At 56.6% G+C, this 22,397-nt stretch carries 16 protein-coding genes, 1 tRNA gene and 1 other RNA gene; 14 read left to right on the top strand and 4 right to left on the bottom strand.

The genetic code is table 11. The features are described 5' to 3' along the window. Position 1 precedes the first annotated feature (1 nt). From ffs to ACWFTY_RS09360, 14 genes are all read left to right on the top strand, one after another. Positions 2-96, top strand: an RNA gene (gene ffs / locus ACWFTY_RS09295) — signal recognition particle sRNA small type. A 152-nt stretch (positions 97-248) separates the two neighbouring features. After that, positions 249-1,964: a DNA polymerase III subunit gamma/tau gene (locus ACWFTY_RS09300; RefSeq protein WP_447523955.1), complete on the top strand. Its 1,716-nt coding sequence runs from the start codon at positions 249-251 to the stop codon at positions 1,962-1,964. 2 nt (positions 1,965-1,966) lie between these two features. Continuing rightward, positions 1,967-2,302, top strand: a complete 336-nt coding sequence (locus tag ACWFTY_RS09305; protein ID WP_447523956.1) for a YbaB/EbfC family nucleoid-associated protein — start codon at positions 1,967-1,969, stop codon at positions 2,300-2,302. Between the two features lie 98 nt (positions 2,303-2,400). Then, positions 2,401-4,830, top strand: coding sequence for an endopeptidase La (lon, locus tag ACWFTY_RS09310; protein WP_447523957.1), 2,430 nt, complete (start codon positions 2,401-2,403; stop codon positions 4,828-4,830). A 240-nt stretch (positions 4,831-5,070) separates the two neighbouring features. Then, positions 5,071-5,346, top strand: coding sequence for an HU family DNA-binding protein (locus tag ACWFTY_RS09315; RefSeq protein WP_348019993.1), 276 nt, complete (start codon positions 5,071-5,073; stop codon positions 5,344-5,346). A gap of 318 nt (positions 5,347-5,664) precedes the next feature. Then, positions 5,665-5,928 (top strand): DksA/TraR family C4-type zinc finger protein, encoded by a 264-nt coding sequence (locus ACWFTY_RS09320; RefSeq protein WP_447523958.1) that lies wholly within the window; start codon positions 5,665-5,667, stop codon positions 5,926-5,928. Positions 5,929-6,220: 292 nt separating this feature from the next. Further along, positions 6,221-6,904 carry a hypothetical protein gene (locus ACWFTY_RS09325; protein ID WP_447523959.1) on the top strand — a complete coding sequence of 228 codons (684 nt, stop codon included), beginning with the start codon at positions 6,221-6,223 and terminating at the stop codon, positions 6,902-6,904. A 53-nt stretch (positions 6,905-6,957) separates the two neighbouring features. Then, positions 6,958-8,337 (top strand): NAD-dependent succinate-semialdehyde dehydrogenase, encoded by a 1,380-nt coding sequence (locus ACWFTY_RS09330; RefSeq protein ID WP_447523960.1) that lies wholly within the window; start codon positions 6,958-6,960, stop codon positions 8,335-8,337. A gap of 1 nt (position 8,338) precedes the next feature. Beyond that, entirely contained in the window at positions 8,339-9,751 is a 1,413-nt protein-coding gene (locus ACWFTY_RS09335) for a dihydrolipoyl dehydrogenase (protein ID WP_447523961.1), read from the top strand. 101 nt (positions 9,752-9,852) lie between these two features. Beyond that, complete coding sequence (locus tag ACWFTY_RS09340; protein ID WP_447523962.1) at positions 9,853-10,134, top strand: PqqD family protein; 282 nt, start codon at positions 9,853-9,855, stop codon at positions 10,132-10,134. Between the two features lie 572 nt (positions 10,135-10,706). Further along, a complete protein-coding gene (locus ACWFTY_RS09345) occupies positions 10,707-12,908 on the top strand; it encodes an autotransporter assembly complex protein TamA (RefSeq protein WP_447523963.1) in 2,202 nt (733 codons plus the stop codon). 17 nt (positions 12,909-12,925) lie between these two features. Further along, positions 12,926-17,122: a translocation/assembly module TamB domain-containing protein gene (locus ACWFTY_RS09350; protein WP_447523964.1), complete on the top strand. Its 4,197-nt coding sequence runs from the start codon at positions 12,926-12,928 to the stop codon at positions 17,120-17,122. Then, positions 17,122-17,352: a hypothetical protein gene (locus ACWFTY_RS09355; RefSeq protein WP_447523965.1), complete on the top strand. Its 231-nt coding sequence runs from the start codon at positions 17,122-17,124 to the stop codon at positions 17,350-17,352. The genes ACWFTY_RS09350 and ACWFTY_RS09355 overlap by 1 nt, the downstream gene beginning before the upstream one ends. Then, the gene (locus tag ACWFTY_RS09360) at positions 17,349-18,470 is read left to right on the top strand and encodes a YihY/virulence factor BrkB family protein (RefSeq protein WP_447523966.1); all 1,122 of its coding nucleotides are present in this window, start codon (positions 17,349-17,351) and stop codon (positions 18,468-18,470) included. The genes ACWFTY_RS09355 and ACWFTY_RS09360 overlap by 4 nt, the downstream gene beginning before the upstream one ends. A 266-nt stretch (positions 18,471-18,736) precedes the next feature. On the opposite strand, the gene ACWFTY_RS09365 is transcribed toward ACWFTY_RS09360, so the two are convergent. The 4 genes from ACWFTY_RS09365 to mreD all read right to left on the bottom strand — a co-directional run bounded on the left by ACWFTY_RS09365 (position 18,737) and on the right by mreD (position 22,383). After that, a tRNA-Lys gene (locus ACWFTY_RS09365) sits at positions 18,737-18,812 on the bottom strand. 56 nt (positions 18,813-18,868) lie between these two features. Then, positions 18,869-19,981 carry a rod shape-determining protein RodA gene (gene rodA / locus ACWFTY_RS09370; RefSeq protein ID WP_447523967.1) on the bottom strand — a complete coding sequence of 371 codons (1,113 nt, stop codon included), beginning with the start codon at positions 19,979-19,981 and terminating at the stop codon, positions 18,869-18,871. Positions 19,982-19,984: 3 nt separating this feature from the next. Beyond that, positions 19,985-21,940 (bottom strand): penicillin-binding protein 2, encoded by a 1,956-nt coding sequence (gene mrdA / locus ACWFTY_RS09375; protein WP_447523968.1) that lies wholly within the window; start codon positions 21,938-21,940, stop codon positions 19,985-19,987. Then, entirely contained in the window at positions 21,937-22,383 is a 447-nt protein-coding gene (mreD, locus tag ACWFTY_RS09380; protein ID WP_447523969.1) for a rod shape-determining protein MreD, read from the bottom strand. Before mreD ends, mrdA begins: the two co-directional genes overlap by 4 nt. Between the last annotated feature and the right edge of the window lie 14 nt (positions 22,384-22,397).

A 22,397-nucleotide genomic window follows, 5' to 3' on the forward strand; every position in this document is an offset into this window, starting at 1 on the left:
AGCGGGAGTCGGGTGGACGCAGTCTTCGCCAACCCGGTCAGGTCCGGAAGGAAGCAGCCGCAACGATTTTTCTGCGGGTCGCCCGGCTCCTACTTTGCACCAGCGCCCAGCTTTGGCAGCGGCTGCAAATATAAAAATACCCTTAAAATCAGTGACTTGCGGAATTTTCGGCCTGTTTTCGGACAGACTTAGAAATGACCGCGAATAGCCTTCGACAAGCCGCGGCCTCTCGCCTAAACTGTTGCTTCATGTCCGATTCACAAGATATATTCGCAGCTGGCGGTGTCGATGCGCCGGAGCAGCCCGCCCCGGGCGCAGCGCAGCCATATCGGGTGCTGGCGCGCAAATATCGGCCATCAAAATTTTCCGAACTGATCGGCCAAGATGCAATGGTGCAGACACTGGGCAACGCGATCAAGCGTGACCGGCTCGCACATGCCTTCCTGATGACCGGCGTGCGCGGGGTCGGCAAGACATCAACCGCGCGGCTGATTGCCAAGGCGCTGAACTGCATTGGTGAAGACGGGCAGGGCGGCCCGACTATCGATCCATGCGGCAAATGCGAACCATGCCGCAGCATCGCCGAAGGCAGCTTTATCGATGTCATCGAGATGGATGCCGCCAGCCATACCGGCGTCGACGATGTCCGCGAGATTATCGAGGCGGTGCGCTATTCATCGGTCTCGGCGCGCTATAAAATCTACATCATCGACGAAGTGCACATGCTGTCGAAAAACGCCTTCAATGCGCTTTTGAAGACGCTCGAAGAACCGCCGCCACATGTGAAGTTCATTTTCGCGACCACCGAGGTCAACAAGGTTCCGATCACCGTATTGTCACGCTGTCAGCGCTTTGACCTGAAGCGGATCAGTCCGGAGCAGCTGTCCGAACATTTCGGCATGATTGTCGGAAAAGAAGGCGTGACCGCAGAGCAGGAAGCGCTCGATCTGATTGCGCAGGCGGCAGAGGGCTCGGTTCGCGACGGTCTGTCGATCCTCGATCAGGCAATCGCCCATGCCGATATGGACGGCGATGGCGAGGTCAAGGCTGCCCAGATCAGGGATATGCTCGGTCTTTCCGATCGCGGCGCGGTCCGGCGGCTTTTTGCCAGATTGCTCGAAGGCGATTCTGCAGCGCTGCTCGATGCAATTGCCGACCAGTATAAAATCGGTGTCGAGCCATTGTCGCTGATGAACGGGCTGCTGTCGCTTTCGCATCAGGTGACCTTGTTCAAGGTTGGCCGGGCCAGCGATCCGACCTTGTCGGAAGAGGCAAGGCAACAATTTTCCGACTGGTCGGAACAGCTTTCCTATCCGGTGTTGCACCGGCTCTGGCAATTGCTGCTCAAGGGCTATCAGGAAGTCCAGCAAGCGCATTTGCCGCGCGAAGCCTGTGAAATGGCTTTGCTCCGCGTGCTCTGTGCCGCCGATATGCCTGACCCGGGAAAGCTCGCGAAAATGCTTGAACAGGGCGCGTCGGCGACCGCCAGTGCTCCGCCAGTCCAACAGTCTGCGCCACCCGTGACCGAGCCCGTTGCGCAAGCCGTTCCTGCGCCGGTCGTTGCGCAAGAGCCTCAGACCAGCACGCTGCCCACTGAATTCGCGGACGTTATCACCGCGGTCGGACAGGTCTCTGCCGTTCTGGAAAGCATATTGATGGCCGACATGCGCCTGATCTCGCTCGATGCGCCCAATCTTGTCTATCAGCCCGCGCGTCCGATTGCCGATGCGGATATCCGGAAAATTGCCGATGCGCTGAAGCAGCAGACTGGTCAGGAGTGGAACATCTCCGAGGGACAGGGCGAAGCGCAGCCCAGTCTGGTCGAGAAGGAGCAGCAGATCAGAGATGCCGAACGTCAGGCGATACTCGATGCCCCGATGGTGAAAGCCGCTTTTGAAGCCTTTCCCGATGCCATATTGCTGGAGGACGATGATCCTCGCCCACAAGAAACAAGGAGCGCATAGCCATGAAATCGATGGAAGAAATGATGAAAGCCGCGCAAGAAGCCGCGCAGCAGGTCCAGACCCAGATGGAGGACGCGCAGAAGAAGCTCGATAGTCTCGAAGTCGAAGGACAGGCCGGCGGCGGACTGGTCAAGGTCAAGGCGACCGCTAAAGGCCGGGTCCTTGCCGTGACGATTGATGAAAGCCTGATGAAGGCCGAAGAAAAGCAGATGCTGGAAGATCTGGTCGCAGCCGCTTTCAACGACGCCCGCAACCGCGCCGATGCCGTAAGCAGCGAGGAAATGGGCAAGATGACCAGCGGTATGCAGTTACCCCCAGGTTTTAAACTGCCATTCTAGGCTGTCCTTCCGATCGGGTGCATTCCGCTTGAAGTGTCTCCAACAGGCACCATATAGTGGACAGAAGCGCTGTTGCAGCGCAAAAAGTTGGAGTAAAAATGTCCGAGATCGAAGCCAATCCTGCCCCTGAATCAAAATCACTGCCCTTGTTGCCATTGCGCGACATCGTGGTGTTCCCGAATATGATCGTGCCGCTGTTTGTCGGTCGCGACAAATCGGTGGTCGCGCTTGAAAAGGCGATGGATTCGGACAAGGAAATCTTCCTCGTCGCGCAGCTCGATCCGGCGGAAGACGATCCGGTGCGCGATCAGCTTTATGATCTCGGCGTGGTCGCAACCGTATTGCAATTGCTGAAATTGCCCGACGGCACCGTTCGTGTGCTGGTCGAAGGCAAGCAGCGCGCCAAGCATGTCTCGCTGGAAGAGAAATCGGAAGGTTATGTATTGGCCGCGATAGATCTGCTTGACGAGCAGCAGGCGGAAGGCGCCGAAGCCTCGGCCCTGATGCGTTCTGTGGTCGACCAGTTTGAAAATTATTCCAAGCTCAACAAGAAAATGCCGGCGGAAACCGTCGTGCAACTGGGCGAAATTGACGATGCTGCCCGTCTCGCTGATGCCGTGGCCGCCAATATAAATGTGAAGGTTGCTGACAAGCAGAGCCTGTTGATGGAGAGCGATCCCGTCAAACGGCTTGAAATGGTCTTTGCCTTCATGGAAGGCGAGCTGGGCGTGTTGCAGGTCGAGAAGAAAATCCGTGGCCGCGTCAAGCGCCAGATGGAGAAGACCCAGCGCGAATATTATCTCAACGAACAGATGAAGGCGATCCAGAAAGAACTGGGTGACGGCGAAGATGGCGAGGGCGACGAACTTGCCGAGCTGAGCAAGAAGATCAAGGATCTGAAGCTTTCCAAGGAAGCCAAAGCCAAGGCCACTGCCGAGCTGAAAAAGCTTAAAGGCATGCAGCCGATGTCGGCCGAGGCTACCGTCACACGCAACTATCTCGATGTGCTGCTCGGATTGCCCTGGGGCAAGAAATCACGGCTCAAGAAAGATCTGAAACAGGCCGAGAAGGTTTTGGATGATGACCATTTCGCGCTGGAAAAAGTCAAGGAACGGATTCTTGAATATCTCGCGGTGCAGACCCGTACCAACAAGCTGAAAGGCCCGATCCTGTGCCTCGTCGGTCCTCCCGGTGTCGGCAAGACATCGCTCGGCCGTTCGATCGCCCGGGCCACCGGACGCGAATTCGTCCGTCAGTCCCTCGGCGGCGTACGCGACGAAGCGGAAATCCGCGGCCATCGCAGAACATATATCGGTTCGCTTCCCGGCAAGATCGTCTCCAATCTGAAGAAGGCCGGCACGTCCAATCCGTTGTTCCTGCTCGATGAAATCGACAAGCTGGGACAGGATTTCCGTGGTGATCCGGCCTCGGCTTTGCTCGAAGTGCTCGATCCGGAGCAGAATGACAAGTTCCAGGACCATTATCTCGAAGTGGATATTGATCTGTCGGACGTCATGTTCGTGACCACCGCCAACTCGCTCAATCTGCCGCAGCCTCTGCTCGACCGGATGGAGATCATCCGGCTCGAAGGCTATACCGAAGACGAGAAGGTCGAGATTGCGAAACGCCATCTGATTGAAAAGCAGATCGAGGCACATGGTTTGAAAAAGGGTGAGTTTGCCCTGCGCGATGATGCGTTGCGCGATCTGATCCGCTATTATACGCGTGAAGCCGGCGTCCGGACTCTCGAACGCGAAATTGCCAAGCTGGCCCGAAAGGCGCTGCGCCGCATTCTCGAAGGTGATTACAAGAACGTCGAAATCACGCCCGATAATCTCGCGGAATATGCCGGCGTGCAAAAATATCGTCATGGCATCGGCGAAGAAGAGAACCAAGTTGGCGCCGTAACCGGCCTCGCCTGGACTGAAGTCGGCGGTGAATTGCTCACCATTGAATCGGTCACCGTATCCGGCAAGGGCCAGATCAAGACCACCGGTACGCTCGGTGACGTGATGAACGAGTCCATCCAGACCGCGCTCTCCTTTGTGAAAGCGCGCGCGCCTTCTTACGGCATCAAGCCCAGTGTCTTCAGCCGCAAGGATATCCATATCCATTTGCCCGAAGGCGCTGTGCCAAAGGATGGCCCGTCAGCCGGTGTCGGTATCGTCACCGCAATCGTTTCGACCCTGACCGGAATTCCGGTGCGCCGCGATGTCGCGATGACCGGCGAAGTCACTTTGCGTGGCCGGATTTTGCCGATAGGCGGATTGAAGGAAAAGCTGCTGGCAGCGCTGCGCGGCGGTATCACCACGGTATTGATCCCGGCGGATAATGAGAAAGACCTCGTCGAAATTCCGGAAAATATCACGTCGAAACTCAAGATCATTCCGCTGAGCCATGTCGATGAAGTGCTCGCCGAAGCGCTTGCCGAGAAAGTCGAGCCGATTGAGTGGAGCGATGCAGACGAGCTCGCGAGCCATGCCACGGCCCCTGTTGCCGACGACGCGGGGTCCGCAGCGCGCCACTGATCCTCGATCATCGGCGATTCGCGCTTTCGAAACAAAGGTGAAATGCGGTAGTAAAATAATCCAAACAGCTACCGCATCTCAACCGTTCGTCTCATTTCCTGTCATTCGGCGCAGAAAATTGGGCTTTGGCGCAGAAAACAGCGGTTTTTCTTTGACTCGTCCGGATAATTTCGCATTACTGCTGGCAGACAACGGCGCGATTCAAAATGAATTGCCAATAGAGAAGGGGGGATTCCCATAATGAATAAACAGGACCTTATCAGTAACGTAGCGGATCACAGCGGCCTCAGCAAAAGCGATGCCGGCAAAGCGGTAGACGCCGTATTCGATTCCATCACCAGTGCATTGTCCGGCGGCGGCGAAGTTCGTCTCGTTGGCTTTGGCACATTCTCAACTTCAAAGCGTAAAGCTTCTACCGGCCGCAACCCGCGTACCGGTGAACCGATGCAGATTCCAGCATCGACACAAGCAAAATTCAAAGCCGGTAAGGGTTTGAAAGACGCTGTTAACAAGTAAACAAACCGGGGAGCAGAGTATCGCTCCCCATTTTTTTCGCGCTTTGTTCTAGAAATATCAGGCGGGACCTCGAAAAGGGGCCCGCCTTTTTCTATATGTATCGAAGGCATCGCGAACCTACTGCAATTTCTGGAGGCAGCGATCGTCATCGGACATTCTTTGACCGCGCCAGAGTGACACGGGATGAGAGAGTGACACGGGATGAGGCTGCAATGCCGGCAGCCGGACCGAAGCTTCTGACGATGGCAACCATCTCGCTTTCTGTTCGTTAATTCCCAGAGACAGACTTTTATCAATAGAGAAAAACTGGAGCTTTCTATGGCAGGCGGTTGGGCGCGCGATGGCGCGGTACAGGATCAGATCGACGACACGATTGCGGACGCGGTGAAACGTGCCCGGGCCGATATGCCGACCGGAGACGCCGCCAAATATTGCGCCGAATGCGGTGACGAAATCCCTGAAGCGCGCCGCCGCGCCTTGCCCGGCACAAGAACCTGTGTCGTCTGTCAGTCCGTTCGCGATGCCGACCGGAAGAGTGCCGGCTTCAACCGGCGCGGCAGCAAGGACAGCCAGTTGCGCTAGCGGGCGTTCGTCTTTCCAATTTCCCGACATAATCATTATCTGACGGCAGCGTCTCACTCTCGAGAATGATCGTTTCATGATCGAAATGCCAAATCCGTAGCTTTAAGATATCCCTTACCAGCGGGCTCCATATGATTCCCGTTTCCGTAGGAACCGATACAGCTCTCGGGTGTTGTCTAGGCAACCCCCATCGAATTTTCCTAGGAGCGTTGCGATCGAACATCTGGCTGACAATTTCTGGAACATCCGCGGTGATTTTAAAATCGCGCACGTTATCAACATAGGGACCCATATGTCGCTGGTTCGCAAGCCCGGCGGGACCTTCCTATTGCTTGATTCCTACGAGCTGGACAAGTCCGACCAAGATGAACTGATGGCGCTGACCGATGGCGGCGCATTGATCGAGGCGGTGCTGAACGTTCATCCATTTCACACCATCCACTGCGAATTCATGCATGAGATGCTGCCCCATGCCCGGCTCATCGGTACCCGTCGCCATCACGAGCACGCCCCGCATCTGCATTGGGACAAGGATCTCATCGAGGATGCGGCTACCCAACAGCAATTTGCCGATATTCTCGATTTTTCAATCCCTTCCGGCGTCGACTTCATTTCCGATGACGACAGTGTGCATGTCGGTTCGGTCATTGTGCGGCACAGGGAGAGCGGCATTGTCCATGTCGATGATACGCTGATGGTCATCAATCTACCGGCGCTCGCCCAGAAAATGGTGCCGGGCCCGAAATTGCGCTTCCATCCCAAGCTTGCGGACGGGCTGGAAAAGCGTGCCGGCGCGGCGGATGACTATATCCGCTGGGCCAGGGACCTGGCCCGTGACTGGGCCAACACCAATATCGTCTGCGCTGCACATAGCGGCATATTGCGTCTCGACGACGAAAGCTTCGCAGAGGCAATCGACAAGGCGCTGGAACATGTTTCCGATACGCTGGACGATCACCGCAAAACCTACGGCTGAGCAAATCCCCAATCCCCCAGGCTTCAGACCAAATTTGAAAACAAGGATCCCCCATGACTGACAAGACAATTAAAACCGTGAACCCGCTTACCGAAGAGCTCCTGCAAACCTATCCGATCATGTCGGATGAAGAGGCCATGGAAGTGGTCCAGACCAGCCATGATGCTTTTCTCGACTGGCGTTTGAAAAGTCTTGATGAAAGGGCAGGCGTGATTGCAGCAATCGGCGCCGAGTTACGGAAATCAAAGGATAAATTTGCCCAGCTGATGACCGACGAAATGGGGAAGCTGCTCAGCGACGCGCGCGAGGAAATCGAACTGTGCGCGAGCATCTGCGATTATACCGCCAAGCACGGGCCGAGCATGCTCGCCGACGAAGAACGCGAGATACCGGAAGGGCGCGGGCTAGTAACCTATTCCCCGCTCGGCGTTATTTACGGCATCCAGCCCTGGAACTTCCCCTGCTATCAGGCGATCCGCTATTCGATTTCCAGCCTGATGGTCGGCAACGGCGTGCTGCTGAAACATTCGGCCAATTGCACTGGCAGCGGTCTGATGCTGCGCGATATTTACGAAGCCGCGGGATTGCCCAATGGCCTGTTCGGCGTGCTGCTGATCACGCACGATCAGTCGGACGCGATTATCGAGCATGAACTGGTCCGCGGTGTTACCCTGACCGGCAGCGACAAGGCCGGTCGGTCTGTCGCCCAGAGAGCAGCAGCAGTGACCAAAAAGACGGTCATGGAACTCGGTTCGAACGACGCTTATATGGTGTTCGACGATGCCGATCTCGATCTGGCAATCAAAGCCTGTGTACAGGGCCGGATTTTTAACAATGGCCAGACCTGCGTGAATGCGAAACGCTTCATCGTCACCGAGAAAAATTATGATGCCTTTGTCGAAGGCTATGCCGCCGCTTTCAAAGATATAAATATGGGTGACCCGAATAAAGAGGATACCCAGCTTGGCCCCATGGTGTCACGTAGCCAGCGTGACCAGGTCCATTCCCAGGTCGAGGAGAGCGTGTCCAAGGGTGCGAAGGTCGTCGCTGGCGGCGTCATCCCCGATGATAAAGGATGGTTCTACCCCGCCACCGCGCTGGTCGATGTTGCGCCCGGGCAGCCCGCCTATGATGACGAGATTTTCGGTCCGGTTGCGTCGATCATCAAAGCCAGGGACGACGAAGACGCAATGCGCATTGCCAATGACAGCCGCTACGGGCTGGGCGGCGGTATCTTCAGCAAGGACGTCGATCGCGCGGTCAAAATGGCATCGACCTATTTCGACACCGGCATGGTCAATATCAATACTTACGCAATTGCGTCACCGGACATGCCCTTTGGCGGGGTCAAGGATAGCGGCTATGGCCGCGAGCATGGCGAAGTCGGGCTGAAGGAGTTCGTAAACGTCAAGTCGATTACGATTGGCGCCTGATATGACCAAAATGTTGCGATGTGATGTCGCGGTTATCGGGGCCGGTACAGCCGGGCTCGCGGCAGAACGGGCGGCGCGCTCCAATGGCGCCAGCACTTTGCTGATCGATCCTTATTATAATGGAACAACCTGCGCCACGGTGGGCTGCATGCCGTCAAAGCTGTTGATCGCGGCTTCGCATGCGGCCCATGCCGCCCGATCAACCAGCCTGTTCGGGATCACGGTCTCGGATATCAAGATCGACGGAAAAGCTGTGATGCAGCGGGTGCGCGACGAGCGCGACCGCTTTGCCAGACTGACTCGCGAGAGCATTGCCGATATTCCCGACCGCGTTCGCTTGCGCGGCAGGGCAAGATTCATTGCGTCAGACAGTCTTGAACTGGACGATGGCCGTCAGATCGAGGCCCGCCGCATAGTGATCGCCACGGGTTCGGCGCCCTTTATTCCCGACCAGTTCGCCGGGCTGGGAAAGCATTTGCTGACCAATGAGAATATATTCGATCTCATCGATCTGCCGGCCCGGCTAGCCGTCATCGGCTCGGGACCCATCGGTCTGGAACTGGCGCAGGCTATGGCGCGACTGGGCGTTGATGTGACGCTGTTTGATCAGGGTGAACGCCTTGGCGGCATCCGCTGCGACAAGGTGCATGCGGCGCTTAAGGGAATAATCGAGGCGGACCTGACGCTGAAGCTGGGCGTGGAACTGGAGGCCGGCGCAACCGAAGACGGTGCGCATCTTTCGTGGAGTGGCGCTTCTTCGGGACAGGCACAGTTTGATCATGTGCTGGTTGCCACCGGCAGGCCACCCAATCTCGAAAGCCTCGATCTGGCTACCGCCGGGATCGCGCTCGATGATGATGGTGTGCCCGTCCACGACCGCGATACCATGCAATGCGGGGATAGTTCGATCTTCCTGGCCGGCGACGTCGCCAATGATTTGCCTCTGTTGCACGAAGCCTCGCAAGACGGTGCGATTGCCGGGCGGAATGCCGTGGCTTTCCCGGCATCGATGCACGCCGACCGCTTCCCGCATTTCAGTATCACCTTCACCAGCCCGCCGGTGGCCCGTATCGGCCAGTCGGAGGAAGACGGGGTGATCACCGGTACCGCCGATTTCAGCGATCAGGGCAGGGCGCGCGTCGAAGGCACCAACGAGGGTGTTCTCACGCTTTATGCCGCAGCACCGGATGGCCGCTTGATCGGAGCGGACTTGTGCACGCCGGCCAGCGAACATCTCGCGCATATGCTGACATGGGCCATCCAGCAGGGGCAGACGGCCAGCCAGTTGCTGGAAATGCCATATTACCACCCGACGGTCGAAGAAGGGCTGAAACAGGCGCTACGCACGATTTGTGCGGCCACGCCGATAGACTTGCCGCAAGATCAGGACCGCGGGGTTCCGTCGGGGGCATGACCTGTCCCGGATCGCCGCCGTGTGCATTCGAACCCACGAGCCGCTGATTAAGAGTCAGCAAAAATACACATTCCCTGTCATGATCAGGACTATCGGATAATATGAGCGCCATCACGGACAATAGCTTCATCAGTAAAACTGCGGATTGCGTCGAGGCGGTTGTCGATGATGAACTCGCATTGATGCACACGGAAAGCGGTAAATTTTACAGTTTGAGCGATTCCGGCCGCCATATATGGGAACTCATCGGAGACGGCAAAAAATTTGGCGAGATAAAGACAGCAATATTGCAGGAATATCATATCTCCAAAGACGTGTGCGACAAGGATGTGCTTGATCTGTTGAATGAGCTTCACGATCGGACGTTGATAGAATTATCCTGAAAATCCCAGGAACGGGGGAGTGTATACTCAGCCAACCGGGTCGAAGCTGACGTTCCTGAAAATCGAGCAGCAACGTGCTCTTAATCGGTGTAACCGGCCCAATGTCAGACATTCCGGTGAACTCGATTATATGTCCGCTTCAGGCCCAACTTCCGACATAGCAGCTGGATTTTTTATCCCCCAACAGTTGACGCTCTTCATGGCCATTCCGGCCAAGGAGAAAAACAGTGGGACGTCACAATTCGAACCGGCAGCACAAACCCGGACGGCCAGTCCAGTTCGAAATTGCCTCGGACAACAGTCACTTACGGGCTGATGTCCGCTTCTTTTGGGAGATCGCCGTCAGGCTGCTTTTATTTTCCATCTAATCATTTCAAAAGGCCTCAATTGGGTGGGAAGCCGTCGTTTAATCAATGACGAGTGAAAATATGTTTTCTATAGGGAACCGGTTGACGATTTGAGCGTAAGGTCGCTGAGGCTATTATTTGTCGAAATTTTCGGCGGCCTCATTTTGACAAACAATATCACAGCATTTCATTCCTGATGTGCGTTTAACTAGGTGCGGCACCAGAATGCGTCATAAGAACATGTTCCCGGCATTCACCGCAATTATATCGCTAGCGAGCTTAAACTCGACCGCCGCCCTGGCTCAAGCGTTGGATGCCACCCAGTCTCCAACAGACCCGCGCGCACCGATCATTGATGATTCCGAATTCGATGCGACCATCCCCGCGATTGATGATAATCCTGATGCCCCCATGGGGAGCGTCGAAGACTGGGCTGCCGAACAAAAAAGACTGGAACGTCAAGCACAACAGGAAAATGCGCGGGACGGGATAGCGGTATTGCCTGAACTGCAAGATGCCGATGCGGACGAGTTGATTGCCGATGCGCCGGTGAATGATCCTGAAATCGACGATCCGCTGACACCAATTGATAGCTTCGATGTCGAGCCGTTCGACGAGAGCCAGTATACGGAGGCCGACGACAGCGAGCAGACCGCGGCATTACGATATGATTACCGGATAGAAGGACTCGAATCGCTCGAAGAAACCGGAAAGACCCAAGTTCGTCCTGTCAGTGCGGATGATATTCGCAGCCTGTTTGAGGAGCTTTCTGCACTGGAAGAGGCTGACGGCAAAGCCGCGAACGGCGCAATGGTTTCTGCCCGGATGCAAGAGGATCAGCAATTGCTGGTCGACATCATGACCGGTCAGGGGTTTTTTGACGCATTGGTGAACGGTGCGGTAGAACTTCCCGAGACCGACGGCGAGAAGCTGACGGTCGTGCTCCAGGTTGAGCCCGGCAGGCGCTACGATCTCGGCACTATAATATTCGATGCTGATAGAGTCGTTCCCGAAGACCTGATCACCAGAAATTTTGTGCCCAAAACCGGTGAGCCAATTGTCGCCGAGCGGGTCTTGGCAGCCGAAGCCAATATTGCGGTGGTTCTGCCACAGGAAGGCTATCCTTTCGCTGAAACCGGACAGCGCGATATTCTACTCGACCCAGAAACCGGCACCGGAGATTATACGCTGCCTGTCAATATTGGCCCACGGAGCAGCTATGGCGAGATAATCACGACCGGCACAACCGCCTTTGACGCCGACCATATCGGGGTGCTGAGCCGTTTTGATAAGGGCGAACTCTACGACAGCCGCATGGTCGACGATCTCCGCAAGGCCTTGGTCGCCACCGGTCTGTTTTCGATCGTATCGGTCAAGCCAACCGCGAGTGGAGAGGCCGCGCCGGACGGAACCGAATATGCAACCATCAATGTCGAGCAGGTAGCAGGGCCACCGCGCACTCTAGCGGGCAGCGCAGGCTATAGTACCGGGCAGGGCTTTCGTTTGGAAGGCAGCTGGACCCATCGCAATTTATTCCCGCCAGAAGGCGCGCTTATCGCAAGCGGAGTGGCAGGAACCCAGGAACAGGGTGCGTCCTTGACGTTTCGTCGCAGCAATGCCGGTCGCCGCGACAGAACGGTCGAACTGGGCATCTCCGCGTTGCACAGCGATTTTGAAGCCTATGAGGCGTTCACAGGCAAGCTGGCCGGGCGCATCTCTTACGACAGCACCCCAATCTGGCAAAAGCGGCTGACCTATAGCTATGGTTTCGAGGTTCTCGGCTCCAATGAACAAGATTTCAATTTTGCTACCGGAGAAAGGGATCGGCGTACTTTTTACGTCGCCGCGCTGCCGGGTCAGGTCACATTTGATACGACGGACAGTTTGCTTGACCCGACGCAAGGCTTCCGTCTGTCTGCGAAACTGTCGCCGGAAGCATCGCTTGGCAGCGGCACGCAAATCTATGGCCGCGGCCTTCTCGAAGGAACCGCATATTTTCAGGTCGATGACGGTATCATCATTGCGGGCCGTACGCGCGTCGGATCTATCGCCGGCGCGGATCGGGAAATGATTGCACCTTCGCGGCGCTATTATGCCGGCGGTGGCGGATCTGTTCGCGGCTTCGGGTATCAGGAACTTGGCCCCAAAGACATTGAAGACCGTCCGATTGGCGGGCGCAGTCTGGTCGAAGCGGCGGCGGAAGTCCGTTATCGCTTTGGCGACTACGGGATAGTCGGTTTTGTAGATGCCGGGCAAGTATACACGAGTTCCACTCCGGGCTTTGATAATTTGCGCTACGGCGTCGGCATAGGCGGGCGCTTTTACACCAATTTCGGACCGCTCAGGGTCGATGTCGCCACCCCGATAAACCGGCAACCGGGTGAATCGCGAGTTTCGGTATATATCTCGATCGGACAGGCATTCTGATGGCGGATAACGAAACCATGAGCGAAACTGAGACTTACGGGCCCTGGACTCATAAAGTTGCGATCTGGTCGGGCGCATTGATCGCGCTGGTTCTGGTGATCCTGATTGCCGGCTATCTCTGGCTGGACAGCAGCAGCGGACATCGCTTTGTCGAAAATCAGATTGAGGCGTTCGAGTTCGAAAACGGTATGCAACTGGAAGTCGATGAGATCAGCGGTTCCATCTACGGCGAGATGGAAATTGCCGGTCTGAAAATCCGAGATCCGGAAGGTGTTTTCGCTACCGCCGACACCGTCAGAATGGACTGGCGGCCCTTCGCTTTCATTGGCAGTCATGTTGATATTCGTTCGCTAATCATTCCGAAAGCTAGCCTGCTCCGCATGCCTGAATTTTTACCAACAGAGTCCGAGGGGCCCCTGTTGCCCGACCTCGATATAGATGTTGGTACACTGGAAGTCGGCGAGCTGGATATTGCCAAGGTGATAACTGGCGAACGTCACGTGCTCAGCCTGTCAGCGGAGGTGAAAATTGCTGATGCCCGCGCGCTTCTAAACGGACGAGCCCGGGCGCTTGCAAGGCCGGGTGTTGCAGGCGGCGACAGTTTGAAATTCAGACTCGACGCCATGCCGGAACAGAATAAGCTCGACCTCGCGCTCAATCTGGATGCTCCGGAAAATGGACTTGTAGCCGGTTTCTCCGGCACTGGTCAGCCGATGAGCCTCGCACTGAACGGCAAGGGCGACTGGGCCAAATGGAACGGTACACTGGAAGGCAAAAGCGGCGAGGACATGCTCGCAAACGTAGCCATATCGGCACGGAACGGTACATTCACATTGCGCGGCGATGCGCGGCCCGGTTTGTTTACTTCCGGCCCCGGCCAGAACATGCTCGAGCCAGTCACCCACATCGACTTTACCGCCGCCGGCGAGGACCGGAAGTTCGACATCAACGGGCGGCTTGCTAGTGACAATTTCGTTTTGGCGACCAACGGTATCGTTGATCTCGGCAACAACAAGATGCAGGATCTCAACGTCGATTTCCGATTGCTTCAGCCATCGGTAATTGCCGCCAATGTTAATGGCGCCGGCGTCACCGCCAATATGATATTGAACGGTGATTTCGCTGCCCCCGCTATCGCATATACAATCAATGCAGCGCGGATCGGCTTTGATGAGACGTCGGTGATCGGCCTGCGCGCCAGCGGCAATGTTAAGCTGGAAGAAGAAGAATGGCGCATTCCTTTACAGGCGCGGGCGCAAAGGATTGCCGGACTCGACGAAGGCGTCGGCGCATTGCTTACCAATGTCCGGCTGGATGGTGACTTCGGTTATGCCAATGGCAGGTTGCTATCCGACAATCTCAAGATTGTTTCAGACCGGATCAATGCGACCGCAGTCATCGTTGCCGATCTCAACCAGGGACTATATACCGGCGGGCTCAAGGGCCGCATCAACGGCTATCGGGTCGAAAGCGTGGGTGTCTTCAATATCGATAGCGATATCGACCTGGAATCCGGGAGCAATGGCGCCTTTGCCTTGACCGGCACAGTCCGCGCGCGGTCGAGCCAGATATTCAACGACGGCGCTCGGGAATTTCTCGGCGGCAACAGCCTGATCGTCGCGAAACTATCCTATGACACGAACGGCATCGCCCGGGTCAGCAGCCTGAATGTTGCAGCTCCATCTTTCCGGCTGACCCAAGGCAGTGGCAGCTATACCCCGTCTGGCGGAATCAATTTTGCAGCCAAGGGTATGTCTGACCAATATGGACCGATCGGCGTAAAAGTCAGCGGCAGCGTGGCTCGCCCGGTTGCCATAATAGCCGCTGCGCGCCCTGGTTTCGGAGTGGGCATGAATAATGTTGTTGCCACTATCAGGGGCAATGCAAAGGGTTATGCCATCGTCGCCGATGGCAATAGCGATTACGGACAATTTGACGCCAATGTCGATATCCTTGCGGGTAGTGGTCCGCTGACGGTTGACGTGAATAGCGGAACCCAGTTTGCCGGAGTCGGTTTGACAGGCCGCATCCGTCAGACCGGAGCCGGTCCATTTTCTGGGCAACTGGCCGCCAGTGGTTCCGGGATAGAGGGGGACGTGATCCTGAGTGCCTTCAGCGGCAAGCAGCGGGCAATCATCGCCGCAACTGCTGTGCAAACCCTATTGCCTGGCCCTGCCAATCTGGCGATCGAGCGGGCCATCATCGATGCGGATATCATTCTTTATGACCAGCCGCAGGTCATTGCCGATGTCCAGATCCAGGGCCTGAAAATGCAAGATCTGCAAATTGCTGCAGCGCGGGCAATAATCGATTATCGCGGCGGAAAAGGCACAGCGAAAATCATGGCGGAAGGCCGAAACCAGGTTCCTTTCCGTTTCGCAGCCAACGCCGCCCTTGATCCCGAGCTTTGGCGAGTGGCGCTTGATGGCCGGGCCAACGGCGTTGAATTTAAAACCCGCAAAGCCGCGCGGATCATTCCCGGGCGTGACAAATATAGCCTGCTGCCCACGACCATCGACTTGTCGAAAGGCAGCATCCAGCTAGCGGGCGATTACGGGCGCGGCCTCGATATTCAAAGCCGGTTGAACAACGTGAATCTGGCGCTCATCAACCCGATGATGCCCGGTCTTGGCCTCGGGGGAACAGCGACGGGTAGCCTCGATTTTTCCCAAAGCTCGCCCAGCGCATTTCCGGAAGCGGACGCGCGCTTGCGGATCGACAATTTTACCCGCACCAGCCTGGCGTCGGTATCGCAGCCGGTGGATCTGCACTTTGTCGGACGGCTGCTCGCTGATGGCGGCAATGCTCGTGCGATTTTCCGGCGCAGGGGTGCTGCTATCGGCCGGATGCATGTAAACCTGACGCCGCTTCCACCTGCTGCCGGATCATGGACGACACGGTTGCTTGCAGCGCCGCTATCCGGAGGCCTGCGCTATAATGGACCGGCTAGCACTTTATTCTCTCTCGCGGCGCTTCCCGATCAGGATCTGCGGGGCCCTATCGGCGTGGCGGCAGACTTCTCCGGTCGAGTGCAGTCACCGGTACTGACCGGTGTGGTCCGCGCGAACAAGCTGGTTTACGAAAACAATGCCTACGGCACCCGCCTTACCAATATGAAGATCCGCGGCAACTTCACCAACGACCGTTTGGAGGTGACCGAATTGACCGCCAATGCCGGAGACGGAACGATCAGCGGCAAGGGTTTTGTATCGTTGAGTTCCGCCAAGGGCTATCCGCTGCAATTGGCACTCGATCTGGACAATGCAACGCTTGCAAAAGGCAGCGATCTTGCCGCATCGGCCACCGGCGAAATCCAGCTAGTCAACAATTCGACCACCCCTGCGACGATCCGTGGCCGTATTCGCCTGCCCGAAACGCGCTACAAGATCGTGTATGAAGGATCGACGAAAGTCGCGACCCTGACCGGAGTGCGGCGCAAACCTGCTTTGGGTCGCAAGAAAATCACCGGTGATGCTGAACCTATTAGCGGGGTGCCCGGCAACTGGAAGCTGGACATCGATTTGATAGCCGACAACCAGATTTATGTCAGCGGAATGGGGCTCGATTCCGAATGGTCCGCCGATATCAAGGTGCGCGGCACCACGGGCAAGCCTGTGCTGACCGGCGGCATTGATCTGATCCGCGGAACGCTTGGCTTTGCCGGTCGATCTTTCGATCTGGAATCAGGGCGCCTGCGCTTCAATGGCGGTTCGATGACCAACCCGACGTTACTGCTGGTAGCCAGTGGTGAAGTGGATGACGTGAACATCAACGTCAACATCACGGGCAGCGCCGAGGATCCGGAAATCGCGTTCAGTTCGACGCCCGGCTTGCCGCAGGACGAGATTATGGCGCGCATATTATTTGGCAATTCGATCGGTGAACTGACACCAATCCAAGCCGTGCAACTGGCATCGTCGCTAAACGGATTGCGTGGCGGTGGGGGAGGGCTCAATCCGCTTGGTGTGCTGCAATCCTCGGTGGGCATCGATCGCCTGCGCATATTGGGTGCAGACAAGGACACGGGCCGCAGCACGTCAATTGCCGCCGGGCAATATATAACCAATGACGTTTATGTCGAGATCGTGACCGATGCGCGCGGCTATACGGCGACACAGTTGGAAATCAGCCTGACGCCTGCGCTGTCCGTCCTGAGTTCGGTCGGCAGCTTTGGCGGCTCGAACGTCAATGTGCGATACCGGAAGGATTATTAATGCGCGGACAAATCATATTGCTCGCAATCTCGCTACTATCGTTGAACGCCTGCGAGAAAGATTTTGATGAAAAATATCAGGATAATCTCGATCAGTTGAACGAAGAGGCCAAGAGAATCGAGTCCGGCGTGAACGAACATCTGGCCGAGGGACGCAAGGCGGATAAAATCATTGAGTCCGCAGGACAACCGGAAGAAGCAATCCAAAGGCAAATCGGGTCGACCCGATGATTGGTGAGCCTGACGATGACAAAGCCCAAACCAACCGGTTTGATGAGAATCTCAGCCTGAGCGATATCGAGGCGCAGACGCCCGGAGCAAAGGCTCGGTCTCCGCTTCATTTCCCGCTGAAAGCATGGTGGGCGATATTGAAGCGCCTATATGTGATGAACGACTTTCACAATCTGCCCTTGCTATCGGCCGGCGTTGCCTTTTTCGCTTTTCTCGCCTTTGTGCCACTGATCGCAGTCATCGTGCTGCTATATGGCCTGGTCGGTAACCCCGATACGGTTACCGACAGCATTGAACAATTGTCTGCCATCCTACCCACTGCCGTGCTTACCATCCTGCGCGAGCAGCTGCTATCGGTCGTCAACACGAACAAGGCCGCCCAAGGTCTGGGCCTGGCGATCGCCTTGTTTGTCTCGACCTATGGCGCGACGCGAGCGGCAAATGCGATGATGAAAGCGCTCAATATCATCTATGAAGAACATGAATCGCGTAATATTTTCATGACGACACTCGTTGGCGCGCAGATTACCATCGGCATGGCGGGGGTCGCGATTGTCGGTCTTACCGCAATCTCACTATTCACCTATATCAGCAATTTCCTGCAGGGCTATCTTGGCGATAGTGTGCTGGTCTTTCTGAAACTGGCGATCTGGTTGATGGCGGGATTTCTGGTCAGCCTGACCTTTGGCCTGTTCTTTCGCTATGCGCCCGATCGCCGGCCCGCAAAATGGCGCTGGCTCTCGCTGGGATCGGTAGTGGCAACTCTGCTCTGGTTGTTGATCACCATAGGTTTCGGCTATTATGCCGCCAATGTCAGCGACTATAACGCGACTTACGGATCGCTCGCTGCGGTTGTTATTTTCCTGATGTGGTTGTTCCTGTCAGCTTATTCGGTTCTGATCGGAGCGGAAATAAATGCGGAAACCGAACGCCAGACGTTCGAGGATTCGACGACAGGAAAAGACAGGCCCATCGGCGAGCGCGGCGCGGTCATGGCAGATACCGTACTTCTCGGCGAAGCCAGCCGCAAAATTCTTGAAAAGAAGCAACGCCGACGCGCGGACCGGCTCGCTCGGAAGGTAGCAAGCGAAGATATGAACGATGCCGGTAGCCGATAGATACATTGGTTCGCCGACATCGGTGGCTATCATGGCTCTCCGACATCCGCCTTATTGAAGGTTTTCATGAACAGTCTGCAAGAACCTAGGGCGGCAGGTTGATAGCCAACAGGAACAGAGCCGTCAGATTGTGCCGCTCTTTCTCTCTAAAAAACGGTGCCTAATTTGTTCTGACTTACCACATATTACCAAGTCGAGTGGTTGTTATGTGGTCGCGAGATATTTTCCAATTCCAGCGGCGTAACTACTCTGCCATTGAAAAAATTTGGTGGACGCTGTTGGTTTCGAACCAACGACCCGCTGATTAAGAGTCAGCTGCTCTACCAACTGAGCTAAGCGTCCATATGAGTGGCTATATAGGGCCGGATTTTGTGAACGCAACCGCTTGGTTCGAAAAATCAACCAAATGCGTTGCCGCTTCGGCCAGGATTGCGTTCGATAGACATCAGGATGCCGACGCAGATCATTATTGTCATCATCGACGAGCCTCCGTGGCTAAGGAAGGGCAGGGGAATACCGACGACCGGGGCCAGTCCCATCACCATCATCAGGTTGATTGCGACATAGAAGAAAATAGTCACCGTCAGTCCCGCTGCGGTCAGTTGGGAGAAACGGGTTTTTGCCTTCATCGCGACGCCAAGACCCCAGCGGAACAGCAGGAAGAAGCAGAACAGCACCAATATCCCGCCCATCAGACCCCATTCCTCGGCCATGGTGGCAAAGACGAAGTCGGTATGGCCCTCCGGCAGATAATCGAGATGGCTCTGGGTGCCGTTCATGAAGCCTTTGCCGAACAGGCCGCCGGAACCGATCGCGATCTTCGACTGGCTGATATGATAGCCGGCGCCCAGCGGATCATTCTCCGGATTGAGAAAAGTGGTCACGCGCCGTTGCTGATATTCTTCCAGCGCAAAGAAATAGGCGAGGGGCGCGAGCACCGCGATGGCCGCACCGCCGCCGATAAACAGGCGCAGCGGCAGTCCGGCGAGAAATGCGATGGTCAGCGCGCCGGCGACGACGGTTATCGTCGTCCCCAGATCGGGTTGCAGCAGGATGAGCGCACAGGGCACCGCGAGCAGCGCAAATAGCGGCCAGATCGCGCCCCATGTCCGTATCTGGCTGGGTGGCAACAGGTCATAGAATCGGGCCACCGCCAATATGATCGCGACCTTCATCAGTTCCGAAGGCTGCAGCCGGATGACGCCAAGGTTGAGCCATCTCTGACTGCCGCCGCCAACCGCGCCGATCAACTCCACGCCGAGCAGCATGAGAACCACGGCAATATAGACCGGGAAAGCCACTGCCTTCCAGAAAGATTCCCGGAACCGCGACAACACGATCGCCATCCCGACGAAGATGGTGAAGCGGACCATATGCAGGCCTGCCCATGGTGTCAGGCTGCCGCCGGCCGCCGAATAGAGCACGATGAAGCCAAAGCTGGCCAGCACGAACAGAAGCAGAATCGTTTTCCAGGGAAGCTGCGCAATCGGAGCCGGAATGAAATCACTCAATTTCTATTCTCCGGTGCCGGCTTCGGAAGGTGCAGGTGTGGCGGCAGCAGGCTGTTTGGCCATCGCTTTCTCGAGATTCTTCCGGGCGCGATAGGCTGCCATTTTGGTGTCCATCCGTTCCTGAATCGTGCCACCCCAGGACTTTTCGAGTCCCGTCAGTACATCCATTGCTTTCTGACGATCATAGAGGAAGGTCAGGACGTCCCTTGCGACGGGATAGGCCGAACCGGAGCCGCCGCCATGTTCGATGACCACAGCAGCCGCATAGCGCGGATTATCATAGGGGGCGAAGCAGACGAACAGGCCGTGGTCACGATATTTCCAGGCGACATCCTGACCACCGCGTCCGAAATCGAGGTTGACGACCTGGGCGGTACCGGTCTTGCCGGCCATTTTGACATTTTCAATCGGTAGCCGCGCGCGTCCGGCGGTGCCCGGTCCGTTGACGACGTCGCTCATTGCCTTTTGCACGTAGAGGAGATGCTCGGGGTCCAGATTCAGTGTCGGGATCGGCGATTTTTTCTCCTCCATGATCAGGCGCGGGACGATATTTTTCCCGGTCGCGAGCCGTGACGCCATGACCGCAAGCTGGGTCGGGTTGACCAGCATATAGCCTTGACCAATGGTGGTGTTGACCGTGTCATAGGCCTGCCATTCCCGCTTGTATTTCTTGCGCAGCCAGGCCGGATCGGGAACCGTGCCGTAGAACTGGCTCGCCACCGGTAACGGAAATTTTTGCCCCAGTCCGAGGCGGTTGGCCATCAAGGCGATCGGATTGATGCCGACTTTCTGGGCGAAATAATAGAAATAGACATCGCAGCTCTGGTAGATGCCCTTGGCCATATCGACCCGCCCGTGGCCGCCCCGTTTCCAGCAGCGGAAGCGCCGGTTGCCGACTTGAAGGCCGCCATTGCAATTGACCGTCTCGTTGGGGCTCAGTCCGGCTTCCAGAAAGGACAGGGCAACCATCGGCTTGACCGTCGATCCCGGCGGGAACAGGCTTTTCAGCGATTTGTCGAGCAGCGGCACATGATCGTCTTCGCGCAGCATGCCATATTCGGTGACACCGATGCCATCGGAGAAGCTGTTCGGGTCGAACGAGGGCATCGACGTCATCGTCAAAATGTCGCCGGTGAGGCAATCGATGACCACCACAGATCCCGATTCGGGGCCCAGCCGGCGAGCGGCATATTCCTGCAGGTCGATATCGAGGGTCAATTGCAACGGTTTGCCTGGAACATCCGGGCGGGTGTTGAGTTCGCGGACGATCTTGCCCCGCGCTGTCACTTCGACCCTTTTTGCTCCGGGTTTGCCCTGCAAACGGTCCTCGAACATTTTTTCCAGGCCGTCTTTGCCGATCTTGTAACCGGGCGTGATCAATATCGGATCCGGATTTTCCTTATAGTCTTCAGCCGATGCAATACCGACATAGCCAACCAGATGCCCGATCGCCGGGCCGCTCGGATAGTTGCGCGAGAAGCCTTGACGCGGCGAAACGCCGGGCATGTCGGGAAGCCGGACGCTGACGGCGGCATATTGTTCCGAATCCAGTCCGGTGGCGACCTGAACGGGCTGGAAGCTGCTCGCCTGTTCCAGTTCCTTGTTGATCCGTTCCAGTTCTTCGGGATCGAGAGCCAGCAAATTCGCCAGCGTCGCCACGGTCTTTTCCTTGTCGCGCAACCGGTCCGGAATGATATCGATACGAAAATCGGTCTTGTTATTGGCGATCGGCTTGCCGTTGCGGTCGATCAGCCAGCCGCGCCGGGGCGGTACAAGCGTAAGATTGACCCGGTTGCTCTCCGACAGAAGCTTGTAGCGCTCGTTCTCGGCAACCGAAATATAGGCCATGCGGGCCGCCAGCAATACACCGACTCCGACCTGCAATCCGCCGATCACCGTCGCCCGTCGAGTGAAGGTCAGCTCCTGCATGGCGCTACTGATCGTTTTTGCCGGTCTCATGACGCCACCCGCCAATTATCGATCGCGCCGATCAGCCGCGCGACAAACGGATAGAGCAGAATCGACAGCAATATCTGGGGAAGCAGCAGGTCTAGACGCAGAAAACTGGATTGAAAATCGACGATCAGCATTCCGCATATTAGCACAATTACGATGGCGGTGGAGGCGATAAGCCAATCCTGCCAATAGTCGCGGCGGACCGCTCTCCTGTCGACGGTCTCGAGCAGGATGAAAATAACCGACCAGAGAAAGGCCGCGCTGCCAAAGGGCTGCCCGCTGAAAATATCGTCAATCAAGCCCAGCGGAAAGCCGGCCCAGACCGCCCAATATCCCGGGCGGATCAGGCGCCACGCCAGCACCACAAGCAAACCCATGGGTGGCAGGATCGGATAATCAGTGATGATCGGCAGCGCGGTGATCATCGAGCCGAGGACTACTGTCACCGGCGGTATCACCT

The organism is Parasphingorhabdus sp. NYA22 (assembly GCF_976973735.1).